Origin of the sequence: Mesobacillus sp. MER 48 (assembly GCF_023714225.1) — a bacterium.
Classification (GTDB): Bacteria; Bacillota; Bacilli; order Bacillales; family Cytobacillaceae; genus Mesobacillus; species Mesobacillus oceanisediminis_A.
In genome coordinates this window covers 831,453-849,012 of the sequence record NZ_JAMAUR010000002.1, presented here as the reverse complement: position 1 = coordinate 849,012, position 17,560 = coordinate 831,453, and the positions used below count along the sequence as shown (strand labels likewise).

General features: G+C 41.1%; 17 protein-coding genes and 1 pseudogene. 3 read left to right on the top strand and 15 right to left on the bottom strand.

Annotated elements, in window-relative coordinates; all coding sequences use genetic code 11:
- Positions 1 to 73: 73 nt before the first annotated feature.
- The 10 genes from M3593_RS10580 to M3593_RS10535 all read right to left on the bottom strand — a co-directional run bounded on the left by M3593_RS10580 (position 74) and on the right by M3593_RS10535 (position 9,253).
- The gene (locus M3593_RS10580; protein ID WP_251541538.1) at positions 74 to 1,534 is read right to left on the bottom strand and encodes a substrate-binding domain-containing protein; all 1,461 of its coding nucleotides are present in this window, start codon (positions 1,532 to 1,534) and stop codon (positions 74 to 76) included.
- 149 nt (positions 1,535 to 1,683) lie between these two features.
- Positions 1,684 to 2,832, bottom strand: coding sequence for a M20 metallopeptidase family protein (locus tag M3593_RS10575; protein ID WP_251541540.1), 1,149 nt, complete (start codon positions 2,830 to 2,832; stop codon positions 1,684 to 1,686).
- 304 nt (positions 2,833 to 3,136) lie between these two features.
- Positions 3,137 to 4,093: a methyl-accepting chemotaxis protein gene (locus M3593_RS10570; RefSeq protein ID WP_251541541.1), complete on the bottom strand. Its 957-nt coding sequence runs from the start codon at positions 4,091 to 4,093 to the stop codon at positions 3,137 to 3,139.
- 170 nt (positions 4,094 to 4,263) lie between these two features.
- On the bottom strand, positions 4,264 to 5,001 hold the full coding sequence (locus M3593_RS10565) for a phosphatase PAP2 family protein (protein ID WP_251541543.1): 738 nt from the start codon (positions 4,999 to 5,001) through the stop codon (positions 4,264 to 4,266).
- 97 nt (positions 5,002 to 5,098) lie between these two features.
- The gene (locus M3593_RS24235) at positions 5,099 to 5,926 is read right to left on the bottom strand and encodes an STAS domain-containing protein (protein WP_251541545.1); all 828 of its coding nucleotides are present in this window, start codon (positions 5,924 to 5,926) and stop codon (positions 5,099 to 5,101) included.
- Between the two features lie 167 nt (positions 5,927 to 6,093).
- Positions 6,094 to 6,588, bottom strand: coding sequence for a DMT family transporter (locus tag M3593_RS10555; protein ID WP_251541547.1), 495 nt, complete (start codon positions 6,586 to 6,588; stop codon positions 6,094 to 6,096).
- Positions 6,589 to 6,606: 18 nt separating this feature from the next.
- Positions 6,607 to 7,296: a Crp/Fnr family transcriptional regulator gene (locus tag M3593_RS10550; RefSeq protein ID WP_251542305.1), complete on the bottom strand. Its 690-nt coding sequence runs from the start codon at positions 7,294 to 7,296 to the stop codon at positions 6,607 to 6,609.
- A gap of 27 nt (positions 7,297 to 7,323) precedes the next feature.
- Positions 7,324 to 7,749, bottom strand: coding sequence for a DMT family transporter (locus M3593_RS10545; protein WP_144475804.1), 426 nt, complete (start codon positions 7,747 to 7,749; stop codon positions 7,324 to 7,326).
- Between the two features lie 131 nt (positions 7,750 to 7,880).
- Positions 7,881 to 8,900: an STAS domain-containing protein gene (locus M3593_RS10540; protein WP_251541549.1), complete on the bottom strand. Its 1,020-nt coding sequence runs from the start codon at positions 8,898 to 8,900 to the stop codon at positions 7,881 to 7,883.
- Positions 8,901 to 9,076: 176 nt separating this feature from the next.
- Positions 9,077 to 9,253 (bottom strand): amino acid transporter, encoded by a 177-nt coding sequence (locus tag M3593_RS10535; protein ID WP_251541551.1) that lies wholly within the window; start codon positions 9,251 to 9,253, stop codon positions 9,077 to 9,079.
- 302 nt (positions 9,254 to 9,555) lie between these two features.
- Here M3593_RS10535 and M3593_RS24230 point away from each other — a divergent pair.
- Positions 9,556 to 9,693 (top strand): annotated as a pseudogene (locus M3593_RS24230) (PCYCGC motif-containing (lipo)protein); the annotation flags it as partial.
- A gap of 98 nt (positions 9,694 to 9,791) precedes the next feature.
- On the opposite strand, the gene M3593_RS10530 reads toward M3593_RS24230, so the two are convergent.
- The 5 genes from M3593_RS10530 to M3593_RS10510 all read right to left on the bottom strand — a co-directional run bounded on the left by M3593_RS10530 (position 9,792) and on the right by M3593_RS10510 (position 14,935).
- Positions 9,792 to 10,304: a hypothetical protein gene (locus M3593_RS10530; protein WP_251541552.1), complete on the bottom strand. Its 513-nt coding sequence runs from the start codon at positions 10,302 to 10,304 to the stop codon at positions 9,792 to 9,794.
- A gap of 841 nt (positions 10,305 to 11,145) precedes the next feature.
- On the bottom strand, positions 11,146 to 12,153 hold the full coding sequence (locus tag M3593_RS10525; RefSeq protein WP_251541554.1) for a FecCD family ABC transporter permease: 1,008 nt from the start codon (positions 12,151 to 12,153) through the stop codon (positions 11,146 to 11,148).
- Positions 12,150 to 13,157: a FecCD family ABC transporter permease gene (locus M3593_RS10520; RefSeq protein WP_251541557.1), complete on the bottom strand. Its 1,008-nt coding sequence runs from the start codon at positions 13,155 to 13,157 to the stop codon at positions 12,150 to 12,152. Before M3593_RS10520 ends, M3593_RS10525 begins: the two co-directional genes overlap by 4 nt.
- A gap of 61 nt (positions 13,158 to 13,218) precedes the next feature.
- Positions 13,219 to 14,139 carry an iron-hydroxamate ABC transporter substrate-binding protein gene (locus tag M3593_RS10515; protein WP_251541559.1) on the bottom strand — a complete coding sequence of 307 codons (921 nt, stop codon included), beginning with the start codon at positions 14,137 to 14,139 and terminating at the stop codon, positions 13,219 to 13,221.
- A complete protein-coding gene (locus M3593_RS10510) occupies positions 14,090 to 14,935 on the bottom strand; it encodes an ABC transporter ATP-binding protein (RefSeq protein WP_251541561.1) in 846 nt (281 codons plus the stop codon). Before M3593_RS10510 ends, M3593_RS10515 begins: the two co-directional genes overlap by 50 nt.
- 171 nt (positions 14,936 to 15,106) lie before the next feature.
- On the opposite strand from M3593_RS10510, the gene M3593_RS10505 reads away from it, so the two are divergent.
- Together M3593_RS10505 and M3593_RS10500 are read left to right on the top strand one after the other, a co-directional pair.
- Complete coding sequence (locus M3593_RS10505) at positions 15,107 to 16,153, top strand: NAD(P)/FAD-dependent oxidoreductase (RefSeq protein WP_251541562.1); 1,047 nt, start codon at positions 15,107 to 15,109, stop codon at positions 16,151 to 16,153.
- A 120-nt stretch (positions 16,154 to 16,273) separates the two neighbouring features.
- On the top strand, positions 16,274 to 17,215 hold the full coding sequence (locus M3593_RS10500; RefSeq protein WP_251541572.1) for an endonuclease I family protein: 942 nt from the start codon (positions 16,274 to 16,276) through the stop codon (positions 17,213 to 17,215).
- Positions 17,216 to 17,560 lie beyond the last annotated feature (345 nt).

Genomic DNA, 17,560 nt, shown 5'->3' with positions numbered 1-17,560 from the left:
TATCTCGAAAAGAGTCAATTTACGACCATAAAGAAAGGCTGTAACCTCGCTACTTGGTTCAGCCTTTAATTGTTTATTCTCCATAAGGAATATATCCTGCTTCTTCAACTAAATATTGTCCCTGGGGGCCCTGCATCCATTCAAGCATCGGTTTGATTGTCTTTTTCGGATTATCTTTTACTGTAATCGCGTATAGATTGACGACATATGGATAGGTACCGTTTGCAATATTATCTTTTGATGGCTCGACCCCGTCAAGAGAGAGTAGCTTGATTTTTTCATTCGGATTCATGCCTGTAGCAAAAAAACGGAATGAATAACCTAATGAACGTTTATAGTTCCGATAGTTTGCCACTTCCTCCATCAGATCTCCCATCCCTGCTACCTCTTCTTTCAAAGCTGGCATTAACGGCGCATCCCTCATGAATTTTATCATGATCGTCTGGCTGCCGGAATCCGCTGGCCGCTGGAACGCAAGGATTTTCTCATCAATTCCGCCAATTTCACTCCAGTTGGTGATCCTGCCAGAATAGATCGATCGGATATTTTCCGATGATAAATCATTAATCGGATTTTTTTCATTTACGAAAAATACAAACGCTTCCTTTCCAATCGGTGTTAGTACGAGTTCCTTCCCTTTATTTTCAGCCAGACTTTGCTGCGCCGCTGATGGCTGGGCACCGAAAAAGATGTCCACCTCACCAGACAGTAGTCTTTCATATGCATAAATCGTATTGGTGAAACTCACAATCTCCTCACCAGTAGGAAGTGTGGACTTGACAGAAATGTTTTTATATGTAGCATTCGCGAAGGCTGAATAAACGGGAAAAGCAGCCTCTGCCCCATCGAGCACCGGCATCTCATTAAGGTTTTCAACCGTGAAGCTTTCTGGTTCTTTTAGCTTTGGGAGCTTGTTATTCGGATTTCTGACAGTATACGGCTCCAGGTCTACACTGGAAAAACCGTTCCCATACTCGAAGCCATACGACGGTGGCAAAACGTGCTTTGCCCTTTCCATGTAGATTGCGCCGCTAATGGCAAAGAAGACGAGGAGGAGTGAAATGCTTCCCCCCATGTAAATCTTGTTGATAGGTACCTTCGTATTTTTTCGCCGCTCTGCTATGAAAAAGCCAACTAAAAAGAAGAGATAATAAGCAAACGGGACCGCAAACGCAAATAGGAATTTACCCATCATAGCAGAAATAAAAGTGTTCGGCAGGAATGGGAATAGAGCGAATACGAAAAGAGACCAAATATCATGTCCGAAGAAACCTTTCGATCCAATCATCCCTATAGTGGCCAGTAAAACTGTTATAAAGAGCGGCACATAAACGGGAAGATATCGTGCATAAAAGCTTTCGGCACTGGATCTTTTTGCATGATAAATACCTGTGGCTAGTGCAGTGATTGAGACAATCAAAAGCAAAGCTGCCGGTCCAAATTTCACAATCGGTAAAACACCTATCCCCAAGAACGACAGAAAAATCGGCACAACCACAATATAGACAATCAAAGAACTTACATCTTTTTTCATGTCCCCACATCCCTAACGATTATTTATTTAGTGTAATTTTACACTAAATAAATAATTTGGTAAATAAGAAAATGATTAGAAATTTTGAAAATGGAAAATTAAAGACAAAATCAATTTTAAATTGATTTTGCCCGTTTTGTTTCAACGCACTAGTTATAAGCCTTAACGATCTCTACAAACAATTTGATTGCGATCGGCAATGCGTCTTCATCTATATCAAACTTCGGATGATGATGCGGGTAGGCGCTTTTTTCACTTCCCATGCCGACAAATACGAAAGCTCCTGGTTTATGAAGAAGATAATGTGAGAAATCTTCTGCTCCCATACCTGGCTGGACAAGCTCGAATTGGTCATCGCCATAAGAAGATTGGATGACATGTTCGACAAAACTGCTTTGTTTTACATCGTTAACCAGTGGAGGTGTCCCCAAAATGAATTCGACTTTTCCCTTTGCCCCAAATGCCGAACAGATCCCTTCGGTAAGCTTTTCAATCTGTGAGCGCATCGTCTGGACTGCTTCAAGAGTTAAGCCTCGAACCGTTCCATGAAGCGAGGCGGAACCGGGGATTATATTATAGGTAGAACCGGCTTCAATTTTTCCGATGGTAATAACACCCGGTGTAATGGGATTAAGTTTTCTGCTGACGATTCCGTGCAGAGCCTGCATGACATGGGACGCCACATAAATCGGATCCACCGTTTCGTGCGGTGATGCCCCGTGCCCGCCATAGCCCTCAATCGTAATTTCAAAATCATCGCAAGAAGCCATTTGCGGTCCATGTGCTAGACCAAGCTTTCCCATTTTCATTCCTTGCCATAAATGGAGGCCAAAAATCGCATCCACACCTTCCAGAACTCCCTGATTGACCAGATATTCCGCTCCACTTGGCGTGATTTCCTCTGATGACTGGAAAATAAGCAGAATATTGTGGTCTACGGCTTGCCTGTTGTTGACTATCCATTCCGCCACTGCAAGCAGCACGGCTGTATGGCCATCATGCCCGCATGTATGTGCGACGCCCGGATTCTTTGACAGATAAGGTTTATCTCCCTCCTCCTGCATCGGTAAAGCATCAATGTCCGCCCTTAATGCAAGTGTCTTTTCTCCGGTTATTCCTTTTATATACCCAACAACACTCGGAGGCTCGAAGTCCAATATCTTAATTCCCAGAGCCTCAAGCCTGTTTCGAATATACTTACTAGTTTCATATTCCTCACCAGATAACTCCGGATTCTGATGTAGATAACGACGGTCCTGCACCGCCTGCTTTATTAGGTGATCCGATAAAAATGACATCCCTTTTGTCCCCCTATGTATCTATTTCCACTAATTTATAAATATACATAACAATAATGTAATTATACATCTTTGTTTTTAATAATTGAATAGAAAATCATAATAGGGGACACACCATTGGTGTTGGATGTTTTAATAGTTTTCTCTCCTGTTATTTTGACCGAAGATGATCTTACAACGGACATTTCCTTGCTAGTACACCGGGATTTTGTCCGCAGAAAATCTTACTTCAGACAAAGCTTTGTTGCTACCAACAGAAAAAGGCGACAGTACTTTCCTGTCGCATGTGTTGAATCTTCTATTTTTATAAATTATAACTCTCAATCTGCTTATTCGTTTCTTCCAGTTTTATGTCCACTTTACTTGCTTCTTCTATATGTTGCTGAATCAGTTCGTTTACCTGGTCAAACAGGATTTTTGTTTGAGTAAGTTCATCCATTACCTGGTGTGAGCTGTCCTTCTGATGCTCGATCTCCACGATAACTTCTCCAACTTCTGACTCTACTTCCTGGATGACCGAGGATATGTATTCCATGCCAGCTGATGCTTTCTTGCTTAAATGAATGCTTTGGTGAATTAATTTTGCGCTGGACGTTGCTGAATTCATGTTTTCCTCTATTTCATTCTGGATGTTGGCTGTTAGCAAACCGATATCATTCGTGCTTTTAGCTGTATTCTCGGCAAGCTTGCGAACCTCTTCGGCTACCACCGCAAAACCTTTGCCATGCTCTCCTGCCCTCGCTGCCTCAATCGATGCATTCAAAGCAAGGAGATTGGTCTGATCGGCAATTTCCTTTATGACCTGGACAATCATTTCGATTTCCCTAGAGCGTTCATTCAATTTCTTCATATTCTGGAATGCCTGATCTGAAATTCCCCCGACGCGATTAATCAGTTGTTCGACCTGCCTGACCATTTCGCCGCCTTCAGCAGACTTCAGAACCATCTCTTTTGATGAACTGATTAATCCGTGGCCTTTACTAGCAAGCCCTGCTGCATGATGGACAGAATCCTGACTAATCTCATTCACTTTATCAAAGTGGGTTTTTATCTGACCGACCATACTCCCCATTACATAATGTTGATCATTAACCAGTTCATGCTGAGAAATCGTGTTCCCCAATTCCCGCGCGAATTTTTCCATAAAAGCCTGAAAAAAAGCTTCCTTTTCTCCAAACTGGACATACAATTCGTCTACTTTATTTTGAAGTGCTTGTTTTTCCCCTTGCGCTACCTTTAACCGCTTTAACGATGTCAGCATTCTATCTTCCCACGCTTTCTCCCTATTTGCATGAAAATTATAGCAACAACACCTCTTGGAAGTTGTGATATTTATCACACTACCCAAAGAACTGGCCACTATTCTAGTAACCAGCTAAAAAAACTCGGTCTATACCGCGCAAAATAGGGACCATTCACAGTAAAATCCTATTATAATTTATGATTCAACTGTCGGCCAATAAACTCTTTAAATGCCCTTATTGGTTTCCTTTGTGAAGCACTTCTCCACTTTACGTACTCCAATGCCAGAATACATAAAATCAGCCAGATGCCACCAGCGAGATAGCCGGCAATGACGTCGCTCGGATAATGCGCCCCAAGATAAATCCTGCTGATCCCGATTAGGATGGTAATCAGTCCGCATAGGTAAAAAGCGGTCCATTTGATTCTTTTTTTCAAATCGGAGCGAAGCAGATAATAACCCATGAATCCGTAAAATAGCAAGGAACCCATGGAGTGGCCGCTCGGAAAACTGTACCCGATTGCGTCAATTGTTTCATCGATGGAAGGCCTTTCCCTTCCAAAATAAAGTTTCAGCAGCTTGGTCAGCAGGCCTCCTCCTCCGATGGCAGTGATAAAAAATACAATGCTCCATTTGTCTCTCTTTTTTAACCATAAGAATGAGAGAAATAGTATTGAGAAAAGAGTCAGAAACCAAATCGAACCTGATTCGGTTATCCAAAACATGATTCCATCCAGCAAGTCAGTGGCAAACCGATTGAAAAATCCAATGATACTACTATCGAAACTTTCTACTTCGGATTCGAGCATTTCCTCCGCTAGATTTGCGAATAAGTAGAGAAAAGCGATGGATGTACCCAGACCTGCAGCGATCAAAAAGACTGGGAGAAGTGTATTTTTCGCTTTTGTTTTCTTGTGTTCATTCATTTACTTGTTCCCTCCAATCTACACAAATGAAATTCCCTTTTTAAAATGAAGACAAACAAAAAACAGCAGCTTAGCCAACTGCCGTTCGTTCTTCTTGTTATTTTCCATAGGATAAAATTGCCTGTTGGACGGTTCCGTAAGTGTCCAGTTTGGAAAAATCGATGCCGGTATTAATGACGTCAATTGCGAGGTCTGCCCGAATTCCTGTAAGCATCGTCTCGATTCCAATCAGTTTCAGGACTTTATGGATATTGAAAATCCGTGCTGCAATTTCTCCATCAATTGTAGCAATCCCGGAAAAGTCGATGATCAGCGTTTTGATTCTCAGCTCACTGATTTTCGGGATCACATGAGTCATGATATAGTCGCTTCGTTCAAAATCGAATTCGCCAATGAGCGGCAGAATTGCCATGCCCTTTTCAATCGGGACAATTGGCGATGAAAGCTCAGTAATGGTTTGCTCATTCTTTTTGTTCATCGTTTTTGTTTGTCTTTCTCGTTCGATAATCGTTTCAGTGATGCTTAAATCCAGCAGATAACTGAGACGGTTATTGACAAAAACAATCTCTTCAGTCGAAAGTCCTTCGCCAATCGACACTTTCGTCAACATTTCAATCAGCTGCAGACGCGTTTCCGCATACGGTTTAATGATGCTCTCAAGCTCTTGGGTTGCGTACTGAGCTTGTTTTTCTTTGATCTGTTTTTGTTCATACCATTGATTGAACCTCTCTGCTACCGTCTCATTCGAAAGATTAAGTGTCTCCCCAAGAAACCCAAGGAATTCCGTGTTCGTCTTTATGGACTCGTAAACTAATTCGTCAGGCAGTTCTATGTCAAGTTTTTTTAAATTATAGTCAGTAATTTCCTTACTGATCTTTTCAGCATTTTCAATAAGGTATCGGGAAAATCTTTCGATTGGGTTCACTTTTTCAGCTCCTAATATTTGGTCCGTTTTTTCTTTTTAAGATTATACCATGTTTGTATCGATAGATAATAATTTTAAGTAATGCATATTAGAAATTAATGACAGAGACAAAAATAATACGACAGTGCAAAAACTGTCGTAGATAATTCCTCTTATAAAAAAATTGATTATAATATTTCCGCGTTTTTCCGCTGGTTTGCGTGAACAGCAGCTTCTTTTTCTCCTCTTCCTTCACTCCATTTAAAAACGATGACGCCTGCTAATATGATTAGAACTCCTAGCAATTGCTTTTCGGTAAAAGGAACTTTTTCGAGTCCCATCCAGCCAAGTGAATCCCATAATACTGCAAATCCGAGTTGCGATGTCAACACGATGGAGATGGCGAATGTCGGTCCCAGAAACCTGATTGCCTGCACAATTCCAGTTATAACTCCAATTCCCAGAAAACCGCTGAACCAATACCACCCTTGCATATTTGCCAAATTAAAAATCTCCCGGCCTTCAAAAAACAGGCCGATGAAGAAGGAGGCCAGAGAACCGAGCCCTAACACCAAGGTTGTGGTCGCCCAGGATCCTGCTTTTTCATTGACCTTGCTGTTGAAGATATTTTGCATGCCGACAAGCGCACCTGCAATTATGCCGGATAATAAACCTATTAACATTTTATAGCCTCCCATTTATCACTCGTAAAGATTTTCCTTTGCTGCCAACTTCAGTCCTTCCAAATCTTTGATCAGGATCGTCCCCTTGTTTCGTTCTACCAGTCCGGCAGCACTGAATTGTTTGATGACCCGATTCAGGTGTCTGTAACTCGTTCCAATCAGATTGGCGATATCAGTGAGGTTGGATGTGCTGACATTTCCATTTACTAGTGCGTCATTTTCATCATAAGCGACTGATACAAGATAACTTGCTAACCGTGTCTCTACCGGGTACATAATATTATGGCGCATGAATTGTGATTTGATATAGAATTTCCGTGTAATGATTTCAAGCAAAAATTGTATGAATGGCGGATGATTCTTCAAGAATTGTCTGGCAGCACTTTGCTTTACTCCGATCATGATGACTGGAGTCACAGCTTCCACGGTATTGATAGTGTCGATTTCCTGGACATACTCAATATCCCCTATCACTTCGAGTGGCGTTTTAAACGACAGAATCAATGTCTTTCCCTCTTCTGAAGTGGTATAAATCTTCACCTTTCCTTTAACCAGAATATATAAGAACTCAGCAGCCTCTCCCTGAGAGCAAATCAATTCCCCTATATTAAAATGGTAAAGTGATAAGTAAGGAAGGATTTCTTCATTAAACAAAGGAGCAATCTCATCCAATCGTAAAAAGTCATTAAGTTGGTCAATATATACCATTTTCACATCCTCAATCCTTCCCTTTTGTTACATACCGAGAATCATCACCCCGGCAACCATCAGGGTAATACCGATGATCTGCGACATCTTCATTTTTTGCTTTTTAACATCGAACCAACCATTCTTGTCAATTAGGACCGTCATTCCAAGCTGGGAAATCAACATAGCAGAGACGGTCAGGGTGACACCTATATAATGGATGGCTGTCACATTCCCGAATACGACAATCGCTCCAAATGTACCGCCAATTAAATAAAGTGGGCGTACCTTCGAAAATCCGTGGAACTTCCCTTTCCCAGAAAACAATAAAATCACTAAGGCCAATAAGAACCCTGCAAATTGGGTAATCGTCGCCGTTTGCCATGTGCCAATATCCTGACTGATTCTTGAATTGGCTACCCCTTGCAAAGTGATGAAAGCTCCTCCTAAAACCGCAAAAACAATACCCTTCATTTACTTTTCTCCTTAATCCTAATGTATATGTTCATTAAAAGACAGATTAGAGATTTCAGGAAGGACATATGTCCCAAACTTTAAGTGAAAAAGGCTGAACCAGGAGCCAAATTCTCCAGTCCAGCCTTTTATTATTTCTTTTTCACCAATTCATACCCATTTTGCTGGATGGCGTATTCTACGCCTTGCTGCAGACTGGAAAAGGATTGGATTCCATCAAGATTAATGTTTGATCTTAAGATTTGAATGCTCAGCTCTGATGAAATACCAACGATGAAACATTTGGCGCCAATCAGGCGGATTGCCCGGATTAATTTTTGTATTCCATGAATGGAATAACTATCGACCTGCTTGATTCCAGTTAAATCGATCAGCAAATATTTAGCCTTCAGTCTGGTGACTTCAGTAAGTGATTTCTCTAACATGTTGCTGACCCGTTCTTCGTTATACTTGCCAATTAATGGGATAACGAGAATATCCTTTAGCACAGGAATAATTGGGGAGGAAAGCTCTTGAACCAATGAGGACAGTTCTTCGGTCCGCTCCTTTACCTTGTTTTCCAGATCGATGATGCTCTCCTGGTCTTTCTTTCTCGCTAATAGATGAATATTTTGTGAAATCGTAATGTCCGATGGAAAAATTTCCACTTCATCATATTCATGACCGTGCAGCTGGCTTTTCGTCATTTTGTACCACATATCCTGCTGGAAAAGTCCGCTGAAAATGCCAGCCCAATGACTTGGAAGCAGAACGCCCACTTTATTTTTATCAGCGAGTTTAAAAATCCGGTGCTCCCAGCTGTTCCGGATTCTCACAACAGCCCTTTTCTCTTCATAAGAGTAATCATGAATCTCAAAAACTCCCCAGCCAGCACTCTTATATATATCACTATATTCATTTAAAAGCTCGACGACATCTGTTCTGCCTTCATAATACGAGCTTACAAGATGTCCCATTCGATACCCGGTCACTTCATAGACAGTCTTCGAAACATCATTTCCGGATATTTCTTCAATCGTTTTCAGAAACAGCTCAATCGCCGAATCCCAGAACAACAAAGCAGGTGCTCCATCAAATGTAAGCTCTCCTCCCAGGCTATTCCAAACGAACTCATTTTTATTAACTTTTAACTGATAATTAGGATTCCCCATATTTCGACTCCCTTAATATTCGGCTTAGTACCATTCTATATGAACGATTTGGAAGAATCCAGTGGACCAAGATGCTCCTAGAAAGTTCTTAAATATAATGACCTCTAAATGGACCGATTAATTCATACTTAAATCCCACCAAAAAAGCGCATAAAAGCAGCTTGCATTGGATGTAGCTATGTGAACAGCTTAGCAATGATGATAAACAAAATGGAAAGCGAAAAGAAACAAATCATGGCATATCCAAAATACCTAAAAGGCTTCGGTAACTTTTTTAGATCTACATCCGCAGGGTATCCTTCGATTTTACTCATGTGGTCCAGAGCGTCATTAATTGGCTTTTTATTCTGCATGTCACCCACTCCTTTATGATTCAAGTCCTCTTTAACACTATTCGTGGTTAAAGAGGCATATCCTTCTCTATTCCCAATTATTTCAAGAAGGTGATTTAGGTATGCTGAAGCCTCAACTCATCCAACTATTCAGAATAGAAGCATTGAAGCTTGGTATTCTTATAGTAAAATAGCAACTTTTTTAAAAAAGAAGGTTCAGTGAAGAAATTACGTCAATTACTGGCTGTTCTTCGACAAAGTATAACCCCGATCAGTGCTGCCATTCAAATGCTGACCATCAAGAACAAGCTAGCTGGCGGGCCTGTGTTGACATAGCCCTTGAGGCTAAATCAGAATTTGAAAAAGGGACAAATAACAAGACATTTCGTCATATGATCGATAAAAAATACGAAGGCACAGGGATGGATTCTACACCTGCCCCTATGCCTGACGAAGTGTAAAACACGCTAATCTTTAGCGTGTTTCTTGTTTTCTTTCATCATCGCTAATTCAACAGACCTCCCCTGTATTTGTTAAAAAGGGATTCTGCAAAACAGTGTCAATGAGTTGTTGTCCATTTGGAAGGATGTTTCTTTTCAATAAAGTCTGCAAGCCAAATGTTTGCGGTAAAAACAACCAAATAAACCACAAAGGATAACAACAAGTTCCAGCCGGTGTATGTAAAAACATGAAATTTAACAGAAATCCATTCAAGCATTATAGCGATTCCGGACCAAAAAACGATATAAGATAGAAGTTTTACTCCTTTGGGTTTGAAAAAATGATAAAAGTTCACTACAAAATAAGGCAGAGTAGGATACGTTACAAAGTGCAATAATTCATCAAATAGTTCATGTGTGTTATGGTCGATCGTATAGTATAATTCATAAGGTTTTACACTAAGGGTTATATCAGCAGTCAAAGCAAGAAAGACATTAAACAGCCAAATGATAATGATGGTTACTATAGACAAGTATCTAGGTAATTTATACATTAGAGCCAAAGTAAGAACGGTAGAACAGAGGATAAAAATCTCATTAGCATCAAATTTCTCAGGAAGAGGTAAAATCATATCGTTTCCTCCTCTTCTTTATTAATGAATTTTTCTAAGTAAAAGGAAAAGAGCGCCAATAAAATAATAATCAGACTATATCTCAAATAAGAATAAAATCCATTCCACTCAACCCATTGTAAATATTTAATATGGACAAAATATATTTCAATTGAAACAAGTGCTGTTAAAAAGATTAAAGAATAAATTGATTTACTAAAAATAGTTCTATTAGAGAACAAAATATAGATTAACCATATAAGTAAGGCAGGCTTAAGAGTTAACTCGGGAATTTTTTGAGTCCAAAAAATTAAATGACTTGATGGGTCTTGCTTGGTTAATTTTAAATTTAAATTAATGATTAAACCTGTATTTGTGATAAGAATATTGGATAAAAAATAACAGCCCCAGAAGTTCGTGACGTTCATTCTCTTGGTCAAGAAGTACAGGGAGGTTAATGACAAGATTGCCAATATCAAAAAAAGCACAACCGTATGCATTTAGTCACCATCTTTGATTACTTTTCATTAATTTATGCATAAATGACCGAATTAAACGGTTTCTAGAGAAATACTCAAAAAAGAAAAAATATCTCCCTCAAATTGAAATTTTGCAATTCTTGTCTTACTTCCACTATAACTTTAGCTAATTCAATTTTGCCTTCGGTATCGTATCTTTTGTCCATCTGTTCTAATACACTATTTTCCATAATACACACACATATTTTTCAGGTTCTTTAGCGGCCAGAATAGCAAATTTTGTGCCTATTGCAGGGTTCTAGCCCTTTTATCTATATGCAAAAGGACGTTGAAAGTCTAGTTTCGACGCCCTTCTACCTGAGTTTAGCAAAAGTCTCAGCCAACTATTTTTTTAGAAGTAAATTCACAAAGTACGGTGCACCTATCAACGCAGTCATGATTCCTGCAGGGATACCTTCTGGTTCCAAGAGGTTTCTGCCGATCGTGTCTGCGAACAGTAACAGCCATCCGCCAATCAGTACTGCTATTGGCAGGAACAATTGGTTTCGCGGACCAATCAATGCTTTCGCAAGGTGCGGTGCCATCAATCCTATGAACGCGATCCCACCTGTGACTGAAACAGCCGAAGCGGCCAGGGCAACAGCTGTTAGCAGCAGAACGATTCTTTCTTTTTCAATCGATACTCCCACTCCAACGGCAACAGGATCGCTTAAGCTCAGAAGGTTCAAGCGATTGGCCTTATAGATTGTGAACGGAATCAGGATCAGCAGCCATGGCAAAAGGGCCACGATGAACGGCCAGTCTGTTCCCCAAATGTTTCCGGCAAGCCAGCGGGCGATGAAATCTACCTTTTGTCTTTCAGCTGCTGAAATAACCACAATCATTGCACCTGACAATGCCATCGAAAATCCTATTCCTACGAGAATCAATCTTACCGGCTGAAGGCCGATTCCCTTTTTATACGAGAATAAATAGATCAGTACAGCCGTCAGCAACGCGCCAGTAAAAGCAACTATGGGCAGCATATAGGCAAATGAAGCAGCGTCGATTGGGAAAAAGAGAAAGAAAACGGCAATTCCCAGTCCTGCTCCGGAGTTGATTCCGATGATTCCTGGATCAGCTAGATCATTCCGGGTCAATCCCTGTAAAATCGATCCCGAAATTGCCAGTGCCATACCGGCAAGGAGCGTCACGATAATTCTTGGCAGTCTAATCTCAAACAAAACAAACTCTTCTTTAAATGTCCCATTCCCGAATATCGTAGGCAAAATCTGGCCATACGAGACGGAGGAATAGCCTAGACCCAGACTAGCAATTATGGTTAGTATAATTAAAACAATTAAAGTCGCAACTATGATTCTTTGTTTTTTTATAATAGACGGATGGATCATGTGAAGCTCTTCCCTCCTTTACGGACAATGAACAGGAAGAACGGCAGTCCGAGCATGGCAATAATCGCGTAGATCGGTGTCTCATAAGGAGCGTTGATTGTTCGCCCCACCGTATCTGCGATGAGCATGAACGAGGCGCCGAATAAGGCTGACATCGGCAGGACAAATCGATAATCTGTTCCGACAATCATCCTGACGATATGCGGGACCATCAGACCGATAAACGCCATATTCCCTACTAGCGCAACAGAGGATCCTGCGAGTAAAACAATCACGATGAATAATACCAGTTTAATCAAATTTGTCTTCTGTCCAAGTCCTACTGCCACTTCTTCACTCAAGCTTAAAATCGTCAATTGCCTCGATAAATATAAAGAAACGAGCATCCCAATCACTATGAACGGAATAATGATTTTCAGCTGAGTCCATGAAGTGCCCATCAGGCCGCCGGCTGTCCACATCGAGACATCTTTTGAGATTTTGAAATATAGACCGATTCCCTCGGCGACCGCGAACAAAAAGGCCGAGACAGCGGCACCAGCCAGGACAATCCGAAAAGGAGAAAATCCGCCCTTCTTCAATGCGCCAATCCCAAAAACAAGCACTACACCGACAGCTGCACCAATAAAACAAGCAATCGTAATAGCCAGGTAGCCAGCTCCAGGACTAAGCGCCATAACCAGTGCCAATGCTGCATTCGCACCTGCTGTAAGTCCCAGCAATCCCGGATCAGCCAATGGGTTTCTCGTCAATCCCTGCATGATCGCACCAGCTACAGATAGGGCAGAGCCGACAAAAATCGCCGCAACCTCTCTCGGCAGACGAATCTCCCGGATCATGGTAATTGTATCTGTTTTAATAGTTGAAGTAAGCGCCAGCCAGATCTCCTTGATGTTCGTATCAGCTGCACCAAAAACCATGGCAGTCATGAAACTTGCGGCCAGGACGAGGATTCCGGCAACAAACTTTGTTAGCATGGGGAGAGAGCTGTTTTGGTTGATCATATGCATCTCATCTTTCTGATAGCAAGAAGAGGAATTCTCAAAGAATTCCTCCTGCTAGTTTTTATTGTTCCAAGAACGATTTTTTAAAGAATTCCAGCTGATATTCAAGCGTTAGAGGGTCGTTGAAATAGAACTCCTTCGCATTAACTTCGAATACACGGTTATTCTTTACGGCAGGAATATTTTTATAAGTCTCGGTTTGCTGGAAAGATGTATCACCCTCTGCATTCTTGCTGAATACAACATAATCTCCAGCGTATTCAGATAACACCTCCGGGGAAATCGCATAGTACCCAGGCTCCAGTGCTGCTTCCTTTACTTTTTCAGGCATATTCAATCCCATTTCCTGATAAAGGATTTCTGTTCCTCTTGCCCAGTTGTCACCAAACACATAAAGTTCCTTGTCGAAGTTTTCGATTACAGAAACAGTAGCATCAGCACCAATTTTAGCTTTGATTTCTTCTCCTGCAGCTTTGGATTCTGCTTTGAAATTATCAATCCACCCCTGAGCCTCTTTTTCTTTGTTTAAGACCTTGCCGATTTCCAGGTGCTGCTCCAGGTAACCAAGCTTTCCGTAAGTGAATGTTACCGTAGGTGCAATTTCCTTCAGCTTATCGACATTTTTAATATTAGATAGACCGATGATGAGGTCAGGATTTAATTCAATGATCTTTTCAAGGTTTTCATCTGTCACTTCTTCGACTCCCTGTAATTTTTCAAAACGGGGATTCATTTTTGACCACGAGTCAACGCCCACGATTGGCACATCAAGAGCCATGACATTTCCGGCAAATGAAGAAAGGACGATGACTCTTTCCGGGTTTGCAGGCACTTCTACAGGGCCATTTTCAGAATCATATGTAATGGTCTGGGGCTTATCTTCTGCTTTTTTCCCGCTTGAACTTTCTTTCTTTTCTTCTGCTCCGCACGCGCTAATAACGAGCACCAGCATTAGCAGGAATGGCATAAGTAATTTCTTCATTTTCTTCTTCTCCTTTTAGTAAGTTGTACGTGATGCAAATCGGCTTATTTGTACGAGGATCTTTCCCGATTGCAGCGTCAATGTTGAAGACTTGCCTGAGCACTTCCTTAGTGATGACTTCTTCACTTGTTCCTGTTTTAACAATACTCCCGGCTTTCAGGGCAACCAGGTGATCAGCAAATCTTGCCGCATGATTCAAATCATGCAGCACCATCACAATTGTCCTTGACTGCTCTTTGTTCAGCTTTTGCAGCAGCTCGAGTATTTCAAGCTGATGTGCCATGTCCAAATAGGTGGTCGGTTCATCAAGGAAAATCATTTCTGTTTCCTGTGCGAGTGCGAGTGCAATCCAGACACGCTGTCTCTGTCCTCCGGATAATGAATCGACATGCTCATATTTATAACTAGCCGTTCCGGTCACCTCAAGGGCCCAGTCAATGACTTCGATGTCCTTCTTCATCAGCCTCCCGAATCCTTTTTGATAAGGAAATCGGCCATATGACACCAATTCCCCTACTGTCAGGCCTGCGGCACTTTCAGGAGTCTGCGGAAGAATCGCCATCTTATGTGCCAGGCTTTTCGTATCTTCTTTTGAGATACTCGAACCATCCAGGTAAATCGAGCCTGACTGATGAGGAATGATTCTTGACATCGATTTTAGCAAGGTCGATTTACCGCAGCCATTTGGGCCAATGATAATCGTGATTTGCTGGTCAGGAATGTCTAATGTCAGGTCATTTACAATTGTTCGTTCCCCGTAACCGACGGACAATTGGTCTGTGTATAAGCGGACCATGTATCATTCCTCCAAAGTTTTTCATTTTCTCGTTGATAATGATTATCAATATCGTTTACAATGAATACTATAAAGCTATTACTTTTATCAGTCAATGACAGATTTGTGAAAATTTAAATCCCGTCAATTTTATTACCGTATACATTTAGATCATTTCAAGGAGGGTTCGCATTGGAAAACAATGAAATCTACGACATTACGATTATCGGAGGCGGGCCCGCAGGACTGTATTCCGCCTTTTATGCTGGCCTGCGGGAAATGAAAACAAAAATTATAGAAGCCCAGTCAGATTTAGGCGGTAAGATTCAAGTCTATCCTGAAAAAGTGATTTGGGATGTCGGCGGAATTGGCCCTATTACAGGTGCAAAGTTAATTCAGCAATTAAAGGAACAGGCTTTGACTTTCAGTCCAGTAGTTGCCCTGAATGAAAAAATTGAATCGATCAGCAAAGATGGGGACTTGTTTTTGCTAAAAGCTGTATCTGGAAAGATCCATTTTTCAAAATCGATCGTTGTTGCCATTGGCAGCGGAATCTTAAAACCTCAAAAGCTCAAGATTGAAGGAGCGGAAAAGTTTGAGGTGTCCAACCTTCACTATATGGTCAATTCCCTTAAATATTTCAAAGATAGGACCATCGTGATTTCAGGCGGAGGCAATTCTGCGATCGATTGGGCGAACGCCCTCGAGCCAGTCGCAAAGAGAATCTACCTGGTTCACAGGAGAGAGTGTTTTTCCGGGCATGAATCACAAGTTACCCAGCTGATGAACAGTTCTGTGGAATGTTTGTTCCAGTCAAGCATCACCAATTTAATTGCTGACCAGGACCATTCATCCATTGAAATGGTTGAGATCATGAATCAGGATACTGGTGAGGTTCGGCGTCTTTGTATTGATGATGTTTTGGTTAATCATGGATTTGATCAGGACGCTTCCCTGCTTCAGGATAGCGAGCTCGAACCAGCCATGATCGATGGCTTTTATATTGATGGCACACCGACAAGTGAAACATCTGTACCAGGCTTATTTGCAGCCGGTGATATCTTAAAATACGAGGGCAAGTTAAATTTAATTGCCGGGACCTTCCAGGATGCAGCCAATGCCGTGAATAAAGCAAAACAATTCATTGAGCCGGCAGCCCCCCAATCAGCAATGGTGTCATCACATAATAAGGTATTTTCAAATCGAAACAAGGAAATGATTCTTCAACTGGTTAAGTGAATTTATAAAAGCAAATAGAATCTTCAACGTTCTGGTCAATTCATTCCAGTTCAAGACTTTGAAGGACAAACCTTGAATTGTTAAAATGGAAATAAAGATACCAGGAATGAGGAGACTTCCATGTCTAAATATAAAAAACAACAACGTCAAAAAGACCGCTGGGAAAACAAGTATGATTCGCTCGATCTGAAAAAGCTGCTGACGATCATGAAAGATAACCGACGCGATATTCAGAGCAATCAGCAGCTTTATTATGATCCTGTTCAAGATCTTCATGATATCGAAAAGTATTACCGGGGAGCGCAGGATTTAGATTTGTCCGGTCTTGCTCTTTTTTATAAGTTTCATACGATTATTTTCCAGTCCCACAAAAATCAACTACCCTACTTCCTGGCCAAGGATTTGTACTTATATACATGGGTTGACCTATATCCGGATGGAACCGCAAAAAGCATCTACTCCAGCCAGATGAAAGACCCCGAGTCGCTGCTGATCGAGGATAACGAAACATTGCGGAAGAAATACGATGAATTCAGAAGACGTTCTCGGCAAATCCAGGTGAATGGCTTTGATTCAATCAGGGAACTGAAACTGTTTGAGGAACATTTTAAAATGAACACCGAGCATATCGTCCCCCAGTCCTGGTTTGCAGGTGCTGAGCCGATGAAGGGCGACCTTCATCACTTGTTTGTCTGTGAGCCAGATTGCAATATCACCAGGTCAAACTTCCCTTTTGCCGACTTTGATTTTTACAATCCCGAATCAGATGATGAAACGATCCAGAATAATTGTGGAATAAGCACAGGGTACGAGTTCGAGCCTGAACACGGGAAAGGAACATCCGCACGGGCAATGCTTTATTTTTTCCTCAGGTATCCAAAAAGAGTAAAGAACGAATTCAAGAAAAAGGTGAACATCCCGCTTCTAGTCCGCTGGAATGAGGAATTCCCTCCAACTCTCTATGAAAAGCACCGAAACCAGGCCATATTTTATATACAAGGTAACCGCAATCCGTTCATCGACTTTCCTGATCTGTCAAAGAAAATCGATTTTCCAATTTGATGATAAAAGGCTGAACCAATATGATTTTGGTTCAGCCTTACTTTGTGTGTAGTTCTTAAACGAAAATCTATCTTTGATCATCTCAAAGATCTTCCTCCTAGTCACAATTGTAGCCGAAAAGAGAATGACGATAGCAAAAAATATCTGAAAGATAAAAACCAGCAACCCATAAGGAAGCGAGGGGCTTCGACAAACCTGAATATATAATTAAACACTTTTAAATAGATAAAAAAGAAGATCACTAATATCACAAAAAAAAACGATTTGCTTCCACATTGATGCTCCCCTACTTTTTCATATTATTTTAACAAAAAATAACAAATATAAGGTTACCTTATACATCAT